Raw genomic sequence first — 21,377 nt, 5'->3', positions numbered from 1 at the left:
GGAGGGACTCGAACCCACACGCCTCACGGCACTAGATCCTAAATCTAGCGTGTCTGCCAATTCCACCACACAGGCTTAACTAACTTATTTATGCTAACTTATTTTTTCTTTTTATCAATTATTTTTTTATAGTCAGCAGCTTTTAATAAGTGAAGCAATTCTTTTTCATTATCAATTTCCACTTTTACTAACCAACCCGTATTCATAGGGTCATCATTTAGGCTATCTAAATTATTTAAAAGTATGTCATTAACTTCAATAACAATACCCGAAACAGGAGCAATTAAATCGTTCATGGCTTTTACACTTTCCACCACTCCAAAACTTTCTTCTTTCACCACTCTTTGCCCCACATCGGGTAAATCTAAATACACTACCTCTCCCAAAGCCGATTGTGCGTACTCGGTAATACCAATGGTTACTAGGTTTTCGTCGGCATAAGCCCATTCGTGATCTTTAGTGTAATAATTCTCTTCTGGAACATATTTCATTACTTACTCCTCAAATAACAATTAATGGCTTAACAAACCCTACTTTCAGCAAAAAACCTAAGCTTAAGTCTCTTATTTTACTATCATACTTCTATTTTAAAAAAAAGGTAATTTTACCACTTTGGCTAAAAGTTTTTTAGACCGAACCTGCACCCAAACCTCTTGCCCTGGGTCTTTATACTCGGTTTTTACAAAGCCCATAGCTATGGATTTAGACAAACTAGGAGAGTAAGTTCCACTGCTTAATTGGCCAATCTCTTCGCCTTGCTGATTAAGCACTAAGTACGAGCTACGAGCAATACCCCTGTCCTCTAGTTGAATTCCCACTAAATACTTATTAAAGCCTTTAGCTTTTTCTTTTAACATACTAGTTTTACCCAAAAATTCTTTATCTTTAGAAACCACCCAAGATAGCCTCGCCTGATAAGGGTTAACCTGCTCATTAAGCTCATTACCATACAAAGGATAAGCTTTTTCGAGGCGTAAAGTATCCCTAGCCCCTAAACCAACGGGCTTAATACCCAAGGCCCCTCCCCACTCTAATAGCTTTTGCCACAAGCTGGCTGCAAACTCGGTTTTGACAAAAATTTCGCCACCTTTTTCGCCCGTATACCCTGTGCTGGCAAATAATAAATCGGTGTTATTCCAACTAACCCACTGCATTTTAAAAGGCTTTGCCTCTTCAATACCTAAAAGCTTTAAAAGTGCGAAAGCCTTAGGCCCTTGTACCGCAATTTGAGCCCACTGCTGACTTTCATTACTAACAGTGGCACCACAATTGTTTTCACTAATAAACTTCCAATCCTTTTCTATATTGGCTGCATTTACACACAACAAGTAATTAGCCTTTTCCTCTAAGCAATAAATGATAATGTCATCAACAATTCCGCCATTTTTATTAATTAAAAGATTATATTGTGCTTCGTTTTTTTTTAACTTTTCAACACTTTTAGAACACAAATGCTCTAAAGTTTTTAAAGCCTGTTCGCCTTTTACAAAAAACTCCCCCATATGAGAAACATCAAACAAGCCTCCAAAAGATCGCACTTGTAAATGTTCTTTGGTTATTCCCTCAAACTCCACAGGAAGAAGCCAACCCGCAAAGTTTAACATTTTTCCATTATGTTTTAAGTGTAAGTCATACAAAGGGGTTTTTTTTACATCCATAGCTTCCTTATTATTTTTCTTATAAATAGTCTCTATTTTTTACTATAAATAACCCAGTTAAAGGTTTGTTTATAAAGACTTTTACTGTACTTTAATTTAATAAGCAATATACTTATAGCAAAAGCTAGGGTTATGTTTTGTAATCCAATTTTAAATAAATAAAAGTTACAACAATATGAAAATAGGAAAATATATATTGAAATTAAAACTCTTCTTTTTTTTATTAATCACTAGCTTTTTTAGTAATAATGCATTTTCCGAAAATTATCACTACCAACCTCACTTTAAAATTTTAACTCCCTTTATTAGCAATAGCGGTAATGGAAGCATTCAACTACAATTAAATTTAAAGTCGGGCTACAAAGCCTATATTAAAGCCTTTCGCTTAACTGCAAAACCTTGGCTGCTGTTTTCTGCTCCAAAAGTAAATCCCACCTACCACATACAAGACCCCTTTAGTAAAATGACAAAAGCCGTTACCAGCGGAAAAAGCACTTTGTCATTTACTTACGAAAACATTAAAGATTGGCCTAAAGATTTAAAAAAAATACCTTTATATATAAAATACCAAATTTGTACAAAAACGGTTTGTTATTTAAAACAAACAAAAAAATTATACATAACAGTAAAGCATTTAATCGCTCCAATTAATAAAGCTAGTAATGTTTTAAAAAGCACAGCCTTATCCAACAACAATGCCTTTATATGTGATACTCACTTTTTTTCTTTTCAGTGCTTTAGGCAGTTAGATGAAAACATTTTACTAAAAAAAATGAACTCTATTTTGACTTCTAAAAACTGGGGAGTTTTGCTAATTATTTTATTTATTACCGGTTTGTTAATGAGTTTTACTCCCTGCATTTTACCCATGATACCTATCACTTTAGGTATTATTGGGATACAAGAACATAAAAGTTTAAAGCAAAAATTACTAACCACATTAGCTTATTCTTTGGGAATTTCTTTAACTTATGCTTTTATGGGAGTGTTAGCCGCTCTTACAGGAAGTTTATTTGGTAGTGTGCTTGCCAACCCTTATGTGCAATTTATCTTTGCTTTGATTTTCTTTATTTCTGCCATGAGTTTATTTGGATTATTTTCTATTAATGGTCCATTAAATATTTTTCAAAAATATAGCTTTAAAAAAAGCACTAATATACTAACTGTTTTTCTTTCAGGGCTTGTTGCTGGCTTAATTGCTTCGCCTTGTATTGGGCCCGTATTATTAGGAGTTTTAAGTTTTGTAGCTACATCACAAGATGCTTTATTAGGTTTTGCTTTGTTATTTGTTTTAGCTCAAGGTTTAACTTTTAGTTTAATTATTGTTAGCCTAACTGGAGGCAGTTGGATTAAAAAATATTTGCAAAAACCAAAAATAATGCAAGGATCAAAAATTATTTTAGGAATAGGCTTTCTTTTGGGCTCTTTTTATTTTTCTTACCCTCTTTTATCTCCTCTAATAAATAAAGTAAACCCTAATGTTTCTAAGGGGCATAAACTTTGGTCTCCTTACTCTTCTTCTGCTTTTCAAGTGGCTTTAAAAAACAACAAACCTATTGTTTTAGATTTTTATGCAGACTGGTGTTTATCCTGTTTAGAACTTAATGCAAAAGTTTTTGGTTCAAAAGCTATACAAGAAATAAAATCACAATTTACATGGTTGCAAATAGATGCCACCCATGAAAACCCAATGGTTTTACAGTTACAAAAAAAATACAATGTGCTAGGTTTGCCAACAGTTTTATTTTTTTCTAAAACAGGAGTTTTGCAAAACCAACTACGCTTAACAGGCTTTGAAAATGCTAAAAAAGTAAAAAAGCGTTTAATTAAATTATTAAATAAGAAATAAAATGATTTTAGTACAAGATATATTACAGCATTTAAAAAGTTTAGAAGTAAGCAAAAATATTGCTCGTCTTAGCTTTTATAACTATTTAAATTTATTTCATAAAAAAGAAGAAGAATTTAACTTTACAATAGTGCAAAAATTTTTTTTAAAAAATTTACACTTTTCTTTTTGGAAAGAAAATATTATTTTACTGCAAGACACTCTTTGTTTAGATTTAAAAAGATTTTCTTTTTCTTCACTTATAAAAAAAATGACTGAAAAAGAGTTAGTTTATGTAAAAAATTCTGATAACTTTTTAGAATATTGTAAAGAAATAAAAAATGCTTTTAATCGCAATACACAAGATAATAAAAATGCTTCTGTACTTTTAAATAATAGAGATAAAAAAATTTACGAATTTCAAAAGTTAATAAAGCATAATAGATGCTTAAAGGTTTTTACTCATCCCTGTAATAAAAAAGAGGTAAATATTTACACTAACCTGTTTTTTTTAAAACCTCCTTATTTGCAAAACTTACCAGCTATCAGCTCTTTACAATACGATTATACTGCAAACTTAGAAACCAACCACCTTCAATATATTCAAATATCCTCTTTAGAAGCGATTATTTTTTTTAAAGACAATTTACAGCTTTTTACAGGTTTAGTAGTTTCTGGGCATACCTATAAGATTACTAATTCTTTTACTAAACTGCCTTTGTGCAAAATAGAGCTACTTGGCAAACATTTAGATAATATAGAAAAATTTTTTGATTTAAAAAAAATACAAGGTATACATTGTTCAGTAAAAAAGCTAAACACTAATATAAATTTTAACTAAATATTTAAGTACAAAATGCGAAAAAAAACATCTATAAAAACAATATCTACAAAAAAGGCTTTTTCAAAAACAGTGCCTGCAAAAACAGTGTCTGCAAACACCGTGTCTGGTACTAAAAAAATTGCACATTCTAAAAAAACCGATCAACTAAAGCTGCGTGCATTAAAAAAAGCCAAACATATAAAACCTAGTGCTATAGATCAAACAAAAAAATCTATACATCAAAAAATGCGCTTAAATCAATTTATAGCACAAACCACCCTTTTAAGTCGTAGAAAATCAGAAGAATTAATTATTAATAAAGAAATCCGAATTAATGGAAAAATTATTACCAATTTATCTACACAAGTAACCCCCTCCCAAGATAAAGTTTTTCATAAAAAGGTTTTATTAAAACTGCCTCGGCATAATATTTATATTATGTTTTATAAACCAGCCCAAGTTTTAACTAGTATGAGTGATGGAGAAACCAAAAGAGCCCATGTGGCACAATTTTTTCCACAATTAAAAAGTCGAGTATTCCCTGTGGGCCGATTAGATTGGAGCTCTGAAGGGCTTTTACTTATGACCAATGATGGCGAATTTTCACAAAAAATTATTCACCCTCAATTTAAAGTTACTAAAACTTATTTAATAAAAATAGATAAACCCATAAGTGCTACTCATAAAGCAAAACTGCTAAACGGTATTCCCTCAGATATTGGTAGGTTAAAAGCTAATCATGTTCATACTGTAAAACAATACTCTAGAAATGATAAAAAAACTAAATATAGCTGGGTGCAAATTCAAATTAATGAGGGAAAAAATAGAATGCTGCGCCGAATGTTAAGCAAGCTAGGTTACCGCATACAACGCTTAAAAAGAATTGCTATTGGAAACTTAAAATTAGGAAAGCTTCCTCAGGGACAATTTACTTACCTAACCCCTCAACAAGTGGATAAAATATTTACACCTATAAAAGAGGTGAAAAAATTTAATACTGATTTAACAACTAAACCTGTATCTAAAAGAAGAAATCTTAAAAATAGACCCACTCGAGAAAAAAGACTAGGCCCTATTAAAGAGAGTAAAAAAAGAACCGTTACAAAAAGCAAAGTTAAAATACAAAAAAGTCGTCGAAATAGAAAATAGTATTAGATATAAAACACTTTGCAGGCGCGTTGCTTTGTAGGTTCGTTACTTTAAAAATTTTAACTTTTCGTCATGGGACAGTAATCGCCACTGCCCTTCTGGTAGGTCGGCTAACATTAAACTACCAATTCTAACCCGTTTTAACCCTGTAACTTGCAGTTTTACCAACTCACACATTCGTCGTATTTGTCTTTTACGACCTTCAATTAAAACCATTTTTAATAAATTTTCTTCTATTTCCATAATTTTAACCGGCTTTAAAGGCTGACCATCTAAATACAAACCTTTATGTAATAAGTCTAAAGCCTCTTCAGTGACTTCGCCCTCGACTCGTACTAAATATTCTTTTTCCACCGAAGCAGAAGGCCCAATAATGCTTTTGGTAAGTCTTCCATCTTGGCTTAAAACTAACAAGCCTTTGGATTCAATATCTAACCTACCCACAGGAGCCAAAGAAGATAAATCCTCTTTACTTAAAGCCTTACCTTCTTCGAATCGGGAATAACGGTTTTTTGGTAACAACAATTCACTAGCTGTAGAATAATTTTTTTCTGGTTGGCTAGACACATAACCTATGGGCTTGTTTAAAATTACACTAATTTTTTTATCAATATAGGCTTTTCCCTCAGGAGTTAGCTGTACATCAACAGTATCTTTTACTTTTGTACCCAAAGTATTTACAATATGGCCATCTACTAAAACCCATGCATTTTGTATACAAAAATCGGCTTCACGCCTAGAACAAATTCCTTTTATTGTCATTAATTTAGATAATCGTAATTCTTCACTCATAATAAACCTTGTGGATTGAAAAATAGGTGTTTTATTTTTATTCTTATTTTTTTAAACTCTTTATTTTCAATTTTTAAATTACTTTTATGGCTTTAAAGCAGCTTTATTTTTTAAAATGCTGATCGATTTCTCTTTTTAAAGATTTTTGTTTTAAATCGGCTCTTTTATCGTGCATCTTTTTTCCTTTAGCTAAAGCAATTTCTAATTTTATTAAAGATTTAGAAAAATAGAGTTTTAAAGGGATACAACTTAAAGATTTTTCTTTCATTGTTTGTTGAATTTTATTTAATTCTAATCGACTTAATAATAATTTTCGTAATCGCTCTGGCTCATGATTATTATAACTACTAAATTTATATACATTAATATGCGCTTTTTGTAAAAAAGCTTCGTTATTTTTAAAAACAACATAAGAGTCTTTTAAATTAACCTCACCTAATGCTAAAGATTTAACTTCACTGCCTGTAAGAACCAAACCGGCTTCATATTTTTCTAAAATATGATAATTATGAAAAGCTTTTTTATTATTTACAATAATCTTAATACCCATACAAAACCTTTTACTTACTAGACTTATACAAATTATAAAGAGAATAAAACTCTTCGGGGCTAACATTTTCTGCCCTTTTTGTTTTACTACCTGTAATAGATACTATCTCATCTACAGACAAAAAAGAAGAAAGATTTTTTACCAGCATTTTTCTTCTTTGCGAAAAGGCTTGCTTTACAAATAGAAAAAAAGCTTTTTCTAAAGCTAAAGACTTTCTAGAAAAATACAAAACTCTTCCCGCAACCTTAGGAGCTGGATAAAACTCTTGAGGTGACACATCACACAATTTATTAATATCCCATACTAATTGCCCAATTACAGAAAGTATTCCATAAGCTTTGCTGTCTATAGAGGCTGTAATTCTTTGTGCCACTTCTTTTTGAAACATAAGCAACATGTGTTGAATATTTAAAGGTCCTAAACTTCGATCAATAAATAATCTAGAAGAAATTTGATAAGGTAAGTTACTCACTAAAACGGCATTGCCTTTTATATTTAAACTCTTCCAATCTAACTGTAAAGCATCTGCTTCTATAACTTTTACTTCTTTAGATTTCCAATATTTAGCTAAATCACGATCTAATTCGATTACTGTATAGTCGTCATAATTTAATAAATGATTAGTTAAAGCCCCTAAACCTGGTCCAATTTCTATTAATGAAGACTGTTTTAATATAGTATTTATTTTAGAAATAATTAACTCTACTACATTTTGACTAATTAAAAAATTTTGTCCTAAGCTAAATTTAGGCTGTAAAGATAATTCTTGTAATTTAGCTAATAGTTGTTTTTTTATCATCAAAATATACTAGTCATTTTTAATAAATATTATCCAATATATAATTGCTAGGATCCACAGGAATTCCTTTAACTCTAATTTCATAATGTAAATGAGCTCCTGTGGAAGAGCCTGTGTTGCCCACAGCGGATATAACATCCCATCGTTTAACTTTAGCCCCTAATTTAGTAAGTATTTGCGAATTATGAGCATAATAGCTTTTTACCCCATAACCATGATCTAAAATTACTAATTTACCATAGCCTAAATCATAACCCACATGAGAAACGATCCCTTCGGCCGAAGCCCAAACAGGAGTACCAGGAGGAGCTACAAAGTCTAAACCTTTGTGCAATGCTATTCTTCCTGTAACTGGATTTCTTCTATAGCCAAAAGTAGAACTTTGCCATCCCTTTACAGGAGCAATGTTTGGAGTAGCTGCTAAAAATTCTGTTTTATCCCATAAGTTTTCATAGATATTTAAAGCATTATTTTCTACTAATGCGCTTTTTTTATTAAGATCCAGTAACTTTTCTGATAATTTTTCATATAAATGTAATTGTTTATCTTCTAATAATGGGTCTGAAAATAAGCGTGTATTATCAGATAACAAAAAATCTTTTTTATTGAGTACATTATTATCTGGAAACACTTTAGTGTCTTTTAAGGATAGCTCCAAAACCCTTTTATCATCAGTGATATTAGATATTAGTTTTAGTTTTTTTGTATAAGTTTGTATTCTATCTAAATAATTTCTTATTTTTTTGGCTTCAACATTTAGTTGAGACATCTGTTTTTTTAATAATCGGTTTTCTATTGTTAGCTTTTTTAAATTACCTGTTTTAATTAATAAAGAAAAATAATCTATAAAAAAAGAAAATAATAAAATTACAAGAATACCTAAAATTAAACTTAAAAATTGTAATAAAGTAGAAGACAATTGCCAAGAGCGTGTTTTGTCAGAGTTATTACTAGTTAAAATTAGTGTAAATTTTTTGTTATTTTCCATAGATATGCAAAAATCTTTTATTAAGATTTATTAAGCTTTATTTCAATCCATAATACAGACACATTATCAATACTTCTTCTTTTGTTAGACAATTGTACTAAATCTTTGGCTATAGTTTTATTGTTTCTTGTTTTTAATAACTCTGCTAATTCTTCATCAGAAATCATTTTATTTAATCCATCAGAGCATAACAAAATATAATCTCCATTTTGCAAAGGTCTTTCAATAACGTCTACTATAACCTCAGAAGCATAGCCCACACTGCGAGTAATAATGTTAGCATTAATATTATCAATAGATTGCCCCATCCTTAAACTTTCTTCTGCTAAGGAATGGTCTTTAGTTATTTGCCATAATAAATTATCTCTAAATAAATAGGCTCTAGAATCTCCCACATTAGCAATATAAAAAGTATTATCAAAAGCAAGGCAACTTACCATAGTTGTTCCCATACCCGTAAATCCTTCTTTTTTTTGAGCTGTAGAATAAATTGATGTATTGGCCTGTGAATAGGCTTTTTGAATATAGTGAGAAATATTAGATTCTTTTAAAGATGTTTTATTACCATCTAAAAAAGAATATAATTCTTCAGTAGCTATTTTAGAGGCTAAAGCCCCTCCTTTATACCCCCCCATTCCGTCGGCCACTGCATACAAATTAAGTTTCTTATCTATTAAAATAGCATCTTGATTTTCTTTACGAACAGAACCTATATCGGTTTTTCCCCAAGCTTGAATTGTAAACATAAATTACTCTTTTTAACTTTTACTACCAATTTTATATATATATCTAAGTCATTGATTTTCTATACATTATTAAACTAACATGATTTGTATTTTAAGCAAATAAAGAAAAAATAGCCAAGTTTTCACACTTGGCTATTTCTTAGCAATGAAGATTATTAGTAAAGGTAATATATTACAATAAATCTAATGTTTTTTGTGTATAAAAAGTTCTATAATCTAGATATTTATTAATAAAATCTTTGTCTGTTATAGTATAAGGTACATCTGGATTTACACCATTATTTTCAATTTCTTGTCCATTAGGGTGATAAAATAAAGTTTGTGTTAATCTTACCGATATTTGAGAAAAAGGTAAATTAGGAATAGAGGCTACAGAACCACCTAAACCAGAAGTTTTTGTTCCCAAAATCGTTGCACGATTATAACCTTGCATTAAAGCTGGGAAAGCATCTCCTCCAGAACCAGAAAGTTCATCGGTTAATACAGTAATAGGTTTTGTATATCTAGCTTCTGCATTTGGATAAATTTTTTGTAAAGAAATTTTATCTGTTAAATACTTATTTCCTAACCAAGCGGTTTTTACTTGAGCTAGAAAATGCTTCCAAATAGAGAAACCTATTACATTAGGGCTAGCTCTTTCTACATAACTTTTTAAAGAGATATAAACGCTCTTATTAGCCACTAATCGAAATAAAGCATTGTTTACAGGTCTGTCTATAAATAGTCCAAACATATCTCCTAAAAAGGTTACACTTCCACCACAGTTATGATCTTGGTCAATAACTAAGGCTACTGTGTTTTTTTCTAGTTCACTAACAGCATAAGCATAGTTAGCAAAAACCTGTTTAGACTGCTCTCCAAAGGAATAATGAGGGATTCTTAAATAGCCTACATTTCCTTTTTTTGTAGGGTAATAATAAGCTACAAAAGGCTCTTTCATAATTACCGTAGCATCTGCTGGTATAGCAATACGAGTACTAGGGCTACATGCATAAGTTACTTCTGCAAACGAGTCTTCTTTTAGTAAAGAATCGAAACTATCTGATATAGATAAATTTTCAATGGGATTAAATACTACAGATTGATTACCGCTAAAATTTTGTAAATTTTTAGATTTTTTTCCAAACTTTTTATTTTCATCTAAAAATTCTCCAGAAAATTTCCATTTTCTATTAACATTTACTATTTTTCCAGAGGATTTTAATTTTACACGCAATATTACTTTATTATTAACAGGTACTGGTAACAAAGAGCCTGGTCTAATAGTTAGCAACCATGCTGCCCAACGAGTTTCTGTTTGTTTAGAACCTGAACCTATATATTTTTTTAATTGTCTTAGTACCTTTTTTACTGGCTTGTTGTTAAATTTTAAAATTTCATCACCAGGGCTTAACTGAATATTACCAGGTACAGGAAGAGCCAATTGTACTAAAATTTTTCCGTTTACCCACTCAGTACGCAAAGGTAAGCTGGCTCTATATGATGTAGGAATTCTAGTAGAAAAGTGACCATCTCGAAAGCTAGAAGTAAATTCTCTAATAGTGTAATAAAACTCACCATTAGTTTTTGCTTTAGCTACTTTTTTTCGAAATTTTTTAATAAGCTTGTTTATATTAACAATTCTATTTTTAGTTTTATACTCTAAAGGTCCATAAGAGGATTTAATATGAGAAACTAAATAATGAAAATCTAGTAACCTTTGTTCTTTAGTTAATTTTTGAGAAAAAGCTACGTTAGAATTAATAGCTATACCTAATACTATAATGCTAAACCAAGAAACTATTTTGAACATCAGTAAACCTTTTGTTAAATTTGTAAACCAGACTTCGGTCTGGCTTACGGGCATAGTTTCAAATTATGGTCTTTTATTCATTATGCATTGCAAAAAAATGCAGGGTTTTTATATTTTTTGAGCCACTGTTAAGCCCTCAAATGTGGGGATAATCATAGAGTTAAAAAGCTTTAAGTTACTTAAATCATTATTGAAATCTACCATTACTTGATGGTGTTTATGCGCCGTATTATCTCTAGGTTCATGATACACTGAGCCAAAAAGAAAACTATTGTCAGCTATAAGCAAACCTTTGGTTTTAAGGTGTTTTACTGCCCATTTTCTATAATTATTGTAGTTAGATTTATCTGCATCAATAAAAATTAAATCAAAATCTTCTTCTTTAGAAAAGTCGTCTAAATGAGGCAATGCTTCGCCAGAATACCATTGAATTCTATTTAGTTCTTCTGTGCCTTTCATTAATTCTTTAGCTTTACTAATATTTTTTGGGCACTTTTCGCAAGCGTAAACACTAGAGTTCCTTCCTGCTGCATGAGCTAAACAAAAAGTAGAATATCCATATAAAGATCCAATTTCTAAAATCCTTTTTGCTCCAGAAAACTTAACAAAAAAAGATAAAATTTGTGCTTCATAGGGACTAATATGAATTCTTGTTTTATTATCTTTTTTTAAAGCTTCTCGAATACTAGATTGAGTATCCATTTCTTTTCCAAAAATACTATTCATATAATTTATTTGCGCACTATTTTCTTCCCTCATAAGTTCCTTTGTTTATTAGTAATTTACTTGTAAAAATAAACTACTTCCCTATACTATTAAAGAGTAGGAGAAGCAATTATGCCATCAAAAGAAAATACTATTGTTGTTAAAAATTTAGAAGTAGCATTTAAAACTAGTGAAAACTATATTAAGGCCGTAAATGATGTTTCCTTTTCTATTCCTGAAGGAAAAACCATGGGAATGGTTGGCGAATCGGGGTCTGGAAAAAGTATTTCTGCACTTAGTATTATGGGCCTTATCCCCTCTCCTCCAGGAGAAATTACCAATGGAGAAATTTTTTTTAAAGGAGAAAATCTTTTAAAAAAATCAGAAAAAGAAATGCGGTCTATTCGTGGTAATAAAATTTCTATGATTTTTCAAGAACCTATGACTAGTCTTAATCCTGTGTTTACTGTGGGCGATCAAATTTCTGAATCGGTTATTTTACACCAAGGGCTTAATAAAAAAGAGGCTTTAGAATACTCTATGGATTTAATGGACCAAGTAGGGATACCTAATCCTAAACAAAGAGTTGGTTCTTACCCTCACGAAATGAGTGGCGGACAAAGACAACGAATTATGATTGCCATGGCTATTGCTAGTAAACCAGAACTATTAATTGCCGATGAACCCACTACTGCCTTAGATGTTACAATTCAAAAACAAATTTTAGATTTACTATTAAATTTAAAAGAAAAATATAATATGAGTATGTTATTTATTACTCATGACTTGGGAGTTATTGCTAATATTGCTGATAGCATTAGTGTTATGCATCGTGGTAAAATCGTAGAACAAGGAAACACAAAAGATATTTTTTTAAACCCTCAACAAAATTATACTAAGGGTTTATTAGCTTGCCGACCTACCTTAGAAAAAACTTGTCGCCGACTGCCTACAGTGGAAGATTTTTTAAATAATGTTAATTCTACTCAAAAAGTAGAAGAGGTGCAAAAACCCTTACAATCAAAAGTGTTTAATAAAACGCTACTAGAAGTAAATAATTTGCATAAATATTTTCCGCTAAAAAAAAATATATTTGGAAAACCCTCTTCTTGGGTAAAAGCTGTAGATGATATTAGCTTTAAAGTTTCTAAAAATGAAACTTTAGGTTTAGTGGGAGAATCGGGTTGTGGAAAAACCACATTAGGAAGAACTATTTTACGATTAACTGAGCCAACTTCTGGAGAAATTTTATTTTACGGAAAAAATATTACTAACTTAAATAAAAAAGAAATGAGAGATATGAGAAAAAAAATTCAAATTATCTTTCAAGACCCTTATGCTTCATTAAACCCAAGAATGACTATTGGTTCTGCTATTATGGAACCTATGATTATTCATGATTTGGGTACCAGAAACGAAAGAATTAAAAAAACAGAATCTCTTTTAGAAAGAATGAATTTACCAGCCAATGTAATGAATCGCTACCCTCATGAATTTTCTGGAGGACAAAGACAAAGAATCTGCATTGCAAGAGCACTTGCTGTGCAACCAGAATTTATTGTTTGTGATGAGTCGGTTTCTGCCCTAGATGTATCCATACAAGCGCAAATTTTAAATTTATTGTTAGACTTACAAGAAGAACTAAAATTAACTTATATTTTTATCTCCCATGACCTTGGAGTAATTAAATTTATTTCTGATAATATTGCAGTTATGAAAAATGGTAAATTTGTAGAATATAATACTTCTGAAGCTATTTACAAACAACCTCAACAAAAATATACACAAGATTTATTATCTGCTATCCCTAAAACTCTTTAAAAAATATTACTTTGCTTTAGATTCTAAAAATTTTTCGCTTTCTAAAGCAGACATACATCCTGTACCTGCGGCAGTAATGGCTTGTCTATACTTAGTGTCTTGCACATCTCCACAAGCAAAAACTCCTTTTACAGAGGTTTTAGTGCTGTCTGGTTCGGTAATAATATAACCAACTGGATCTAATTTAATTTGATCTTTAAAAATAGTGGTGTTTGGTGTATGCCCAATGGCTAAAAATACACCATCTACTACTAAATTACTTTTTTCTTTGGTTTTAATATTTTGAATAGTAATAGAACTAACCACATCTTTTCCTAAAACTTCGGTCATGGTAGTGTTCATAATAATTTCAATTTTTTCATTATTTTTAGCTCTATCTGCCATAATTTTAGAGGCTCTTAATTTATCACTTCTATTAAGAAGATATACTTTTTTAGCAAATCGAGTTAAAAATACTGCCTCTTCCATTGCAGAATCTCCTCCCCCAATAACACATACCACTTGGTCTCTAAAAAAAGCAGCATCACAAGTGGCACAAGCAGAAACTCCTTTTCCTAAAAAGGTTTTTTCACTTTCTAAACCCAAATACTTGGCCGAAGCGCCTGTGGAAATAATAACCGTGTTTCCTTTATATTCTTTATCTTTTACAAATACAGAAAAAGGACTTTTAGAAAAATCTACTTTAGTTATATTTTGACTTAAAATTTGCGTTCCAAAACGACGAGCTTGATCGCCAATAGCTTCCATTAACTCGGGACCCATAATGCCTTTAGGAAACCCTGGAAAATTTTCCACATCGGTGGTGGTCATTAATTGTCCTCCAGATTCTTCCCCTTCAAATAATAAAGGCTTTAAATTGGCTCTTGCAGCATAAATGGCGGCTGTATAACCAGCAGGGCCTGAACCTATAATTATAACATCATGAACGGTTTTACTGAAATCAGAACTCATTGTTTTACAACCTGTATTAATACCTTCTTCTATATCGTCTTCTGTATCTTCTATCGCTAGAACTTATGCAACGCTTTCGATAATCATAACAACAACTTTGATATTGATAAATTCTAGTATTTTCTTGTCTTTGCGCCGTGTAAGTGCCTAAAATATTTTCTAGCTTAGCAGTAGCTTCTGCATTAGACTTTGCAGAGATAATGTCAGTATTTATATCATAAGTTTTCGTTTGATTATAATATTCTACATCTCTGTTGCCATACTCAATATCATAAAACCACTTGCAATTTCTATATCTGTCTCGAACGCGCTTTTTGTGCTTTTTGTAATCACCTCTAGGGTAACATTCCAAATAACGATAGCTAACTGAACAACTTTCGTTAGATTGTATTAAATCTCCCCTAAAAACTTTTGTTTTAACTGTACCTTTTAAGCCCCAAGATTGATTTAATTCTTTTGCAGTTAGAGTTATTTTATGAACTCCTTTTTTAGAAATATTATTAATTTCTTTGTTTAAATAAGCGTCTATAGTGTATTCTTCATTTCCTACATTAATATCTAATGATAAGTTTTTTTTTCCAGAGAAATTTAATTCTGTAGTATAAACACCAGGTTTTAAAGTTAAATGTAATTCTTCGGTATCTTCATCACCATTTTCATCATCAGAAAATGGATCGTCTTGTATAATTGTAATAGGAAGAGAGCGTTTTACCTCAATATTCCCTTTAAAAGTTTTGCAAGAAGAAATGGCTAATAAAAAAATTAAACTCAGCAATAATGACTTAAACATATAATTTCCTTTTTTTTATACTTTTTAAATTATTACTCTATTTTTAAAAAACAAACAACTTTTTATTAATTTTTTAGAGAGAAATAATTTCTGATTAAAAAACTACCACTATATAGCAAAAAGACGGTCCATATAGCTCATAACTTGGCTTAAATCGACTCTTGTTTGCTCCATAGTGTCTAAGCGTCTAATAGTGATGGCAGAATCTTCTAAACTATCAAAATCTACAGTAATACATAATGGAGTTCCTATTTCGTCTTGCCTACGGTAGCGTTTACCAATGCTACCTCTATCATCATAGTCTATGGGGTATTTTTTGGATAAGTCGGCATACAACTGTTTAGCTATTTTTGTTAATTCTTCTTTTTTAGATAAAGGTAAAATAGCTAATTTATAAGGAGCCAAGGAGTGATGCAAATTTAAATATACACGCTTATCCTCTTTGCCATTATCTAGTGTTTTTATTTCTTCTGTGTAAGCATCACATAAAATGGCTAAGCATAATCTGTCACAACCAATGGCGGTTTCTATAACAAAAGGCAAAAATTTTTCTTGAGTGGTATCATCAAAGTATTCTAATTTTTTACCACTAAACTTTTGATGTTGTTTTAAATCAAAATCAGAACGATTATGAATACCTTCTATTTCTTGCCAACCAAAAGGAAATTTATATTCAATATCGAAAGCCGCTTTTGCATAATGAGCTAGTTCCCCTTGCCCATGAGGAGTAAATCGTAAATGACTTTCTTTTATCCCTAAGTTTTTGCAAAATTCCATTCTTTCTTTTTTCCAAAAATCAAAATGCCTTTCATCTTCTTTTGGATTTACAAAGTACTGCATTTCCATTTGCTCAAACTCTCTTGTTCTAAAAATAAAATTTCCTGGTGTAATTTCATTACGAAAAGATTTTCCAATTTGAGCAATTCCAAAAGGAAGTTTTTTTCTAGTGGATTTTTGTACATTATCAAAATTTACAAAAATTCCCTGTGCTGTTTCTGGTCTTAAAAAAACTTGCGACCCTTCTTCTTCCACAGGCCCCATATTAGTTTTAAACATTAAATTAAATTGTCTGGACTCTGTAAGAGAAAAAGACCCACATTTAGGGCAAGTTTTTTTATTATCTTTTAATAAAGCATGGTCTAAACGAAAACGATTTTTACAATCTTTACAATCTACCAAAGAGTCAGAAAATCCATCAATATGGCCAGAAGCTTTCCAAACTTGAGGATGCATTAAAATCGATGCATCTAGCCCCACTACCTCTTCACGATAAGTCATTTCCTTCCACCAAGCGGCTTTAATATTTCTTTTTAAATTTACTCCTAAGGGGCCATAATCCCAACAAGAATTTAAACCTCCATAAATTTCACTGCTTGGATAAATATAGCCTCTTTGCTTACATAGAGAAACTAAAGTCGATAAATCAGATAAGGTATTTTTCTTCATATAGAAATGATAAAGTAAGGCTTAGCGATGATCAACCTCTAGATGAAATTAAACTAGAAAAGTACTAGACTTAAAAGCACTTCTTTTTTATATATAGAAGAACTCTCTTTTTACAAAAAATCCATAAAGGTTTTTATGACAAATGCTAATCAAAGCTCCCCTAAACTTTCTTTACCTAATATTAAACATATTATTTTAATAGGTTCTGGCAAAGGAGGCGTGGGAAAAAGTACCCTTTCTGCTAATATTAGTATTGCTTTAGGCAAAAACCATAAAGTGGGCTTACTAGATGCAGATATTTATGGCCCTAGTTTAGTAAAAATTATGGGAGGGGAAACTTATCGACCCGAGCTCACTAAAGAAAAACAACTCATTCCCTTAAAAAGGCATAATATTCAATGCATGAGTATGGGGTTATTAATAGAAGAAGGCGAAGCGGTTGTATGGCGAGGGCCTATGCTGTTTAAAGCTATTTCTCAACTGTTTACCGATGTTTGTTGGGGAGATTTAGATTATTTACTGATAGATCTACCACCAGGAACAGGAGATGTGCCTTTAACTATTTCTCAAAAAGTAAATATTTCTGCAGCGATTACTGTAACTACACCCCAAAACTTATCTCTTATTGATGCAAAAAGAGCAATATCCATGTGGAAACAATTAAATGTTTTTCATTTGGGTTTATTAGAGAATATGTCTTACTTATATCCTCAAAACCCAGATATGGAAAAAATACAGCTATTTCCTAAGGGAGACTTAGAACATTTTTTAAAAACAGAAAAATTAGTAAAATTAGCAGAAGTTCCTTTTCACCCATATATTGGATTAAGTGCAGAGGCAGGTCAAAGTTTTGTAGAAGCTTACCCTGAACACGAAATTGCTAAGATATTTTTTACTATTGCAAAGCAAATAGAAAAAGCTTGTCCTTTATAAATCTATTTTTATTTTGGAATTATTAAATATCCACCAGAAAAAATTTTATAATTAGAACTTAATCTGTTTTTTCTTTTCAGTTTTTTAATAGAAATACGAAATTTTTTAGCAATATGGGAAATAGTATCCCCTCTTTTTATTTTGTAAATTTTACGATGTTTTTTTAATTTCGCTAATCGTTTTCTTAAGATTCGCTTAGTAGATATTTTTTTTCTTTTTCGCAACTTTTTTATACTAGATACAGCTCTTTTATTAGTCGTTTTATTTCGTTTTATAAGATTGCTGCCTAAGTGTTCTACTCTAGTACGACGACGAATTTTTAACTTCTGCCCAATGCGTAAGAAATTCTTTCTTTTTAAACGGTTTAACCGTCTTAAAGAAGACACTCGAGAACGGAATTTTTTTGCAATATAACTTAAATTATCCCCTTTTTTAACTCTATAATAAAAATAATAACTAAAAGTTAAAAAAGGCTTGTTAGAATAACTTTTAGGTAAACTTTTAAAAGCTAAAGATTTTAGAGAAGTTGGAACTCTAACAGCAATTTTCGATCCTTTTTTTACAGGAACCCAGTCGGTTAAATATCTAGGGTTTAATTTTTTCAATTTAGAAAAAGAAATTTTCATTTCTTTAGACAATAACTTTAAACTAATGGATTTTTTAACGGTAATATAATCAGAAGAAAAAGGCTTTTGATATTTTATATTATGAAATCCATACATTTTTGGATTTTTGGCAATAAGCAATGCTGCTAAAAATTTAGGTACATAATTACGAGTCTCTCGAGGTAAAATTTTTCTTCTTACAAAAGTCCAATATTCTTTAACTTTATATTTTTTTATATATCTTTTTATGCGATTTTCTCCCGAATTATAAGCGGCTAAAACCAAATACCAATCACCAAACATATTATGTAAAGTTTTAAAATATTTAATAGCTGCTTTTGTAGATAACACAGGGTCTTTTCTATCATCAACATAACCATCCACTCTTAATCCATAACTAGTAGCTGTCCCTCTAATAAATTGCCAATACCCCACAGCGCTAGCATGACTATAAGCATGCGAGGTAAAACCCGATTCGATTAAAGGCACATAAATTAAATCAATAGGTACCGAGTCTTCTTTTAATAAAGATTGCATTAAAAATTGGTAACGACTGGATCTTGCTAAATAACGGCGCATATGTTTGCGCCCACGACCTTGATAATAATAAATCCATTTTAAAACATACTTATTAATTTGAACGGGTATTTTCCCAAAAGGAAGGTCTTTTAAATCCTGCTCTACTATCTTACGACTTTTAGGATTCAGCGTCGTTTTAGAAAAGGGCGAATACGAACAAGATACAATAAAAAGGCTTAAAAAGATAAACTTAATCATAATAAATCTATTATAAGCTCATAGTATAAAAACTATCAAGAATAGTTTTAAAAAAAATCACTTTATTAAAGCCTTTCCGTACAGACCTTTGTATAAGAATTGGTTGCGTAAAATGGCCTTAATATAAAAACTGGTCTCTACCCAGGGCAGCTCATCAAACCATATCTCGTTTAAAAGCTTAGAATTGTTCTCTATCTTAAAAGAGGGGCCTCTAGACTTGATCCATTTCGATAAATTACCATATCCTACATTATAAGAAGCCAAAGATAATGGAAGATGACCACCCCATGCCTTTAATAATTGCCGTAAGTGCCTAGTTCCATAGCGAATATTCGTCTTTGCTTCAAATAACTCTCTTTTGGATACTGACTTCTTTCTTATCCCTAATAGCTTCTTTACTTCATTAGCTGTAGATATAATCATCTGCATTAACCCATAAGCATTTGCCAAACTATGGGCATCCACCTTAAACCCACTTTCTTGCCGAATAAGTGCAAATACTACACTAGGCTCTAAATGGTTTTTAACTGCATATTCTTCCACCAAAGATTTAAAAAAATGGGGGAATAATAGCTTTAGTAAAGACTTACGATGTACACTTCTATCCTCTTCCCATAAATAGTATAGTAATTTAATAGCCGATAAAAAATTATGCGCCTGGCTTAATAAATAAGTATAAACAAACACTCCAGAAGATAATGTTGGTAAGTTCCACGCTTTTAACTCCAATCGAGATTCTTTAAGCCATCCTGCCTTTAATAATAATTTTACTTTTTGCCATGACTGACTTTCTGGTTTATCTAAATAAATAGTCCATTTATCTCTTTTTTTAGTTTTATTGGTAAAAAAAGAAGGTAAAGATTTATCTAAAAATTTTAATTTTAAAGAATAGTAAGTTAAAGGATATTTTCGTAATAATTGTTTGTAATAAAATTTTGCTTTATAAGAATTATTTTGTTTTTTATGCAAAAAATACAAAAAATAGTATGCCTGTAAATGAAAATTATTTTTTGGTAATCTTACCAGTTTTTTTAACACTTTAATTGCAGAATTATATTGATTTTTTTTTATATATAAAAAACTTAAAAATAACATAGACCTTGGGATAATATTGTGACCCGAATATGTTTTAGGAAGTTTTTTAAACAAAACTTCAGCGTCGTCGTAGCTTGCTTGATAATAATATCCAGCCGCTATACGAAAATAATTATCCCCTTTCCATTCACACGGATTAGCATTTGTATAAAGATAAGCAATATCTTTATACTTGGCTTTATAAAATAACTTACCAACCCACTTGTTCAAAAAAACACACTTTAGCTTAGAAACTTTTTTTAAAACTTCAAAGGAGTTTTGCTTACTTTTGGGTAATGCTAAGTAAGCTAATAGTAGTGTTCTATTAACTTTACGGCTTCTTATTGAGCCATGATACATCTGTAAATATTGAATGTGCTTATTAAAAAATATTTTAGAGCTTCTAGACTTTTCCTTTAACTGATTAAAAGCCTTTAATTCCATTGGGTAATAAAAAATATTTTTTTTTCTTTTAGCTTTTGCTTTTTTATCAATAAATTTTATAAAATATTTTCCTCTAAACGCAGACAAAGAAAAAGGGTATTTTCTTTTTGAGCTATTTCTGTGATAATAAAAACTATTATTTAAAAAACTTTTAGCTAATAAAGAGTTTTTTTTATTATAAAAAATTCTTGCTTTAATATAAAATAAATATGTTTTTTCTTTATTAGAGGAAAAAAAGATACTTGTATTTATATTTTGCAATAGCTTTTCGACTTCACCTACTTTTCCTTTTTTTAAAGACACCTTAATTATAAAATAAATGGCATTTTTTAGTGCTTTGACTAACTCTAACCTAACGGGCTTATTTAATTTCCAAATATTAGGATAGCCTATATTTTTTTTGTATAAATAAACTCTATTATTTTTTGAAAATAGCTTAATACATTTTAATTTTTTAATATAAATCCAAGGAGCTATATTTTCTGGAGCTTTCCACTTGTTTATTGCCTTTAAACAAGCCTTAGCATTTTTATTTAGATATAAATTTTGAATGTTAGTTAATTTTGTTATAACTTCTTCTTCTTCTGGGGTTAAGTTATAGGTTAACTGATTTTTATTAGCATAATAAGTTACTTTATCTAAAGCTAAAGCGCTATTTACTTTAAAAATAAAAAATACTAATAAAAAAAAATACCTATACATATAT

19 protein-coding genes and 1 tRNA gene are annotated in these 21,377 nt (G+C 30.4%); 5 read left to right on the top strand and 15 right to left on the bottom strand.

From position 1 onward, the window contains the following. From HAW63_04980 to gcvT, 3 genes are all read right to left on the bottom strand, one after another. Positions 1-67: transfer RNA gene (locus HAW63_04980), tRNA-Leu, on the bottom strand. A 31-nt stretch (positions 68-98) separates the two neighbouring features. Beyond that, positions 99-491: a glycine cleavage system protein GcvH gene (gene gcvH / locus HAW63_04975; protein MBE8163322.1), complete on the bottom strand. Its 393-nt coding sequence runs from the start codon at positions 489-491 to the stop codon at positions 99-101. A 96-nt stretch (positions 492-587) separates the two neighbouring features. Next, the gene (gcvT, locus tag HAW63_04970) at positions 588-1,658 is read right to left on the bottom strand and encodes a glycine cleavage system aminomethyltransferase GcvT (GenBank protein MBE8163321.1); all 1,071 of its coding nucleotides are present in this window, start codon (positions 1,656-1,658) and stop codon (positions 588-590) included. A gap of 175 nt (positions 1,659-1,833) precedes the next feature. Between gcvT and HAW63_04965 the strand changes: the two genes are divergently transcribed. From HAW63_04965 to HAW63_04955, 3 genes are read left to right on the top strand one after another with little or no spacing between them, the layout of a single operon-like run. After that, positions 1,834-3,507, top strand: coding sequence for a thioredoxin fold domain-containing protein (locus tag HAW63_04965; protein MBE8163320.1), 1,674 nt, complete (start codon positions 1,834-1,836; stop codon positions 3,505-3,507). Between the two features lies 1 nt (position 3,508). Further along, on the top strand, positions 3,509-4,327 hold the full coding sequence (locus tag HAW63_04960; GenBank protein ID MBE8163319.1) for a hypothetical protein: 819 nt from the start codon (positions 3,509-3,511) through the stop codon (positions 4,325-4,327). A gap of 15 nt (positions 4,328-4,342) precedes the next feature. Continuing rightward, positions 4,343-5,458 (top strand): rRNA pseudouridine synthase, encoded by a 1,116-nt coding sequence (locus HAW63_04955; GenBank protein MBE8163318.1) that lies wholly within the window; start codon positions 4,343-4,345, stop codon positions 5,456-5,458. A 45-nt stretch (positions 5,459-5,503) separates the two neighbouring features. On the opposite strand, the gene HAW63_04950 is transcribed toward HAW63_04955, so the two are convergent. The 7 genes from HAW63_04950 to HAW63_04920 form a co-directional block, all read right to left on the bottom strand. Then, the gene (locus tag HAW63_04950) at positions 5,504-6,220 is read right to left on the bottom strand and encodes an rRNA pseudouridine synthase (protein MBE8163317.1); all 717 of its coding nucleotides are present in this window, start codon (positions 6,218-6,220) and stop codon (positions 5,504-5,506) included. Between the two features lie 133 nt (positions 6,221-6,353). Next, entirely contained in the window at positions 6,354-6,800 is a 447-nt protein-coding gene (gene smpB / locus HAW63_04945) for an SsrA-binding protein SmpB (protein ID MBE8163316.1), read from the bottom strand. Positions 6,801-6,810: 10 nt separating this feature from the next. Beyond that, the gene (gene rsmA / locus HAW63_04940) at positions 6,811-7,599 is read right to left on the bottom strand and encodes a ribosomal RNA small subunit methyltransferase A (GenBank protein MBE8163315.1); all 789 of its coding nucleotides are present in this window, start codon (positions 7,597-7,599) and stop codon (positions 6,811-6,813) included. A 19-nt stretch (positions 7,600-7,618) separates the two neighbouring features. Further along, complete coding sequence (locus tag HAW63_04935; GenBank protein MBE8163314.1) at positions 7,619-8,587, bottom strand: peptidoglycan DD-metalloendopeptidase family protein; 969 nt, start codon at positions 8,585-8,587, stop codon at positions 7,619-7,621. Positions 8,588-8,607: 20 nt separating this feature from the next. After that, positions 8,608-9,333, bottom strand: a complete 726-nt coding sequence (locus tag HAW63_04930; GenBank protein ID MBE8163313.1) for a serine/threonine-protein phosphatase — start codon at positions 9,331-9,333, stop codon at positions 8,608-8,610. Positions 9,334-9,505: 172 nt separating this feature from the next. Further along, positions 9,506-11,125 (bottom strand): protease-like activity factor CPAF, encoded by a 1,620-nt coding sequence (locus HAW63_04925; GenBank protein ID MBE8163312.1) that lies wholly within the window; start codon positions 11,123-11,125, stop codon positions 9,506-9,508. A gap of 108 nt (positions 11,126-11,233) precedes the next feature. After that, positions 11,234-11,884: a hypothetical protein gene (locus HAW63_04920; GenBank protein MBE8163311.1), complete on the bottom strand. Its 651-nt coding sequence runs from the start codon at positions 11,882-11,884 to the stop codon at positions 11,234-11,236. 78 nt (positions 11,885-11,962) lie between these two features. On the opposite strand from HAW63_04920, the gene HAW63_04915 reads away from it, so the two are divergent. Next, positions 11,963-13,651, top strand: a complete 1,689-nt coding sequence (locus tag HAW63_04915; GenBank protein ID MBE8163310.1) for an ABC transporter ATP-binding protein — start codon at positions 11,963-11,965, stop codon at positions 13,649-13,651. Between the two features lie 6 nt (positions 13,652-13,657). Here HAW63_04915 and trxB read toward each other — a convergent pair whose 3' ends face one another. The 3 genes from trxB to HAW63_04900 all read right to left on the bottom strand — a co-directional run bounded on the left by trxB (position 13,658) and on the right by HAW63_04900 (position 16,838). Beyond that, the gene (gene trxB, locus HAW63_04910) at positions 13,658-14,602 is read right to left on the bottom strand and encodes a thioredoxin-disulfide reductase (protein ID MBE8163309.1); all 945 of its coding nucleotides are present in this window, start codon (positions 14,600-14,602) and stop codon (positions 13,658-13,660) included. A gap of 16 nt (positions 14,603-14,618) precedes the next feature. Continuing rightward, complete coding sequence (locus HAW63_04905) at positions 14,619-15,392, bottom strand: hypothetical protein (GenBank protein MBE8163308.1); 774 nt, start codon at positions 15,390-15,392, stop codon at positions 14,619-14,621. 108 nt (positions 15,393-15,500) lie between these two features. Beyond that, positions 15,501-16,838: a glycine--tRNA ligase gene (locus HAW63_04900; GenBank protein ID MBE8163307.1), complete on the bottom strand. Its 1,338-nt coding sequence runs from the start codon at positions 16,836-16,838 to the stop codon at positions 15,501-15,503. A gap of 135 nt (positions 16,839-16,973) precedes the next feature. On the opposite strand from HAW63_04900, the gene HAW63_04895 reads away from it, so the two are divergent. Further along, entirely contained in the window at positions 16,974-17,771 is a 798-nt protein-coding gene (locus HAW63_04895) for an Mrp/NBP35 family ATP-binding protein (protein ID MBE8163306.1), read from the top strand. 8 nt (positions 17,772-17,779) lie between these two features. On the opposite strand, the gene HAW63_04890 is transcribed toward HAW63_04895, so the two are convergent. After that, the gene (locus HAW63_04890) at positions 17,780-19,153 is read right to left on the bottom strand and encodes a LysM peptidoglycan-binding domain-containing protein (protein MBE8163305.1); all 1,374 of its coding nucleotides are present in this window, start codon (positions 19,151-19,153) and stop codon (positions 17,780-17,782) included. 57 nt (positions 19,154-19,210) lie between these two features. After that, positions 19,211-21,373, bottom strand: coding sequence for a transglycosylase SLT domain-containing protein (locus tag HAW63_04885; GenBank protein MBE8163304.1), 2,163 nt, complete (start codon positions 21,371-21,373; stop codon positions 19,211-19,213). Positions 21,374-21,377 lie beyond the last annotated feature (4 nt).

It is taken from the genome of Pseudobdellovibrionaceae bacterium, assembly GCA_015163855.1.
Lineage (GTDB): Bacteria > Bdellovibrionota > Bdellovibrionia > Bdellovibrionales > UBA1609 > JAAOIH01.
Note: the sequence above shows the minus strand (reverse complement) of the source record. Positions and strands in the feature narration are given on the sequence as shown.

What these genes read in the sequence shown, in the direction of transcription:
- rsmA (MBE8163315.1), bottom strand. Translation starts at nt 7,599, where the DNA reads ATGATAAAAAAACAACTATTAGCTAAATTACAAGAATTATCTTTACAG.
- HAW63_04915 (MBE8163310.1), top strand. Translation starts at nt 11,963, where the DNA reads ATGCCATCAAAAGAAAATACTATTGTTGTTAAAAATTTAGAAGTAGCA.
- HAW63_04955 (MBE8163318.1), top strand. Translation starts at nt 4,343, where the DNA reads ATGCGAAAAAAAACATCTATAAAAACAATATCTACAAAAAAGGCTTTT.
- HAW63_04950 (MBE8163317.1), bottom strand. Translation starts at nt 6,220, where the DNA reads ATGACAATAAAAGGAATTTGTTCTAGGCGTGAAGCCGATTTTTGTATA.
- HAW63_04920 (MBE8163311.1), bottom strand. Translation starts at nt 11,884, where the DNA reads ATGAGGGAAGAAAATAGTGCGCAAATAAATTATATGAATAGTATTTTT.
- HAW63_04900 (MBE8163307.1), bottom strand. Translation starts at nt 16,838, where the DNA reads ATGAAGAAAAATACCTTATCTGATTTATCGACTTTAGTTTCTCTATGT.
- smpB (MBE8163316.1), bottom strand. Translation starts at nt 6,800, where the DNA reads ATGGGTATTAAGATTATTGTAAATAATAAAAAAGCTTTTCATAATTAT.
- HAW63_04960 (MBE8163319.1), top strand. Translation starts at nt 3,509, where the DNA reads ATGATTTTAGTACAAGATATATTACAGCATTTAAAAAGTTTAGAAGTA.
- gcvH (MBE8163322.1), bottom strand. Translation starts at nt 491, where the DNA reads ATGAAATATGTTCCAGAAGAGAATTATTACACTAAAGATCACGAATGG.
- HAW63_04935 (MBE8163314.1), bottom strand. Translation starts at nt 8,587, where the DNA reads ATGGAAAATAACAAAAAATTTACACTAATTTTAACTAGTAATAACTCT.
- gcvT (MBE8163321.1), bottom strand. Translation starts at nt 1,658, where the DNA reads ATGGATGTAAAAAAAACCCCTTTGTATGACTTACACTTAAAACATAAT.
- HAW63_04925 (MBE8163312.1), bottom strand. Translation starts at nt 11,125, where the DNA reads ATGTTCAAAATAGTTTCTTGGTTTAGCATTATAGTATTAGGTATAGCT.
- HAW63_04905 (MBE8163308.1), bottom strand. Translation starts at nt 15,392, where the DNA reads ATGTTTAAGTCATTATTGCTGAGTTTAATTTTTTTATTAGCCATTTCT.
- HAW63_04885 (MBE8163304.1), bottom strand. Translation starts at nt 21,373, where the DNA reads ATGTATAGGTATTTTTTTTTATTAGTATTTTTTATTTTTAAAGTAAAT.
- HAW63_04895 (MBE8163306.1), top strand. Translation starts at nt 16,974, where the DNA reads ATGACAAATGCTAATCAAAGCTCCCCTAAACTTTCTTTACCTAATATT.
- HAW63_04930 (MBE8163313.1), bottom strand. Translation starts at nt 9,333, where the DNA reads ATGTTTACAATTCAAGCTTGGGGAAAAACCGATATAGGTTCTGTTCGT.
- trxB (MBE8163309.1), bottom strand. Translation starts at nt 14,602, where the DNA reads ATGAGTTCTGATTTCAGTAAAACCGTTCATGATGTTATAATTATAGGT.
- HAW63_04965 (MBE8163320.1), top strand. Translation starts at nt 1,834, where the DNA reads ATGAAAATAGGAAAATATATATTGAAATTAAAACTCTTCTTTTTTTTA.
- HAW63_04890 (MBE8163305.1), bottom strand. Translation starts at nt 19,153, where the DNA reads ATGATTAAGTTTATCTTTTTAAGCCTTTTTATTGTATCTTGTTCGTAT.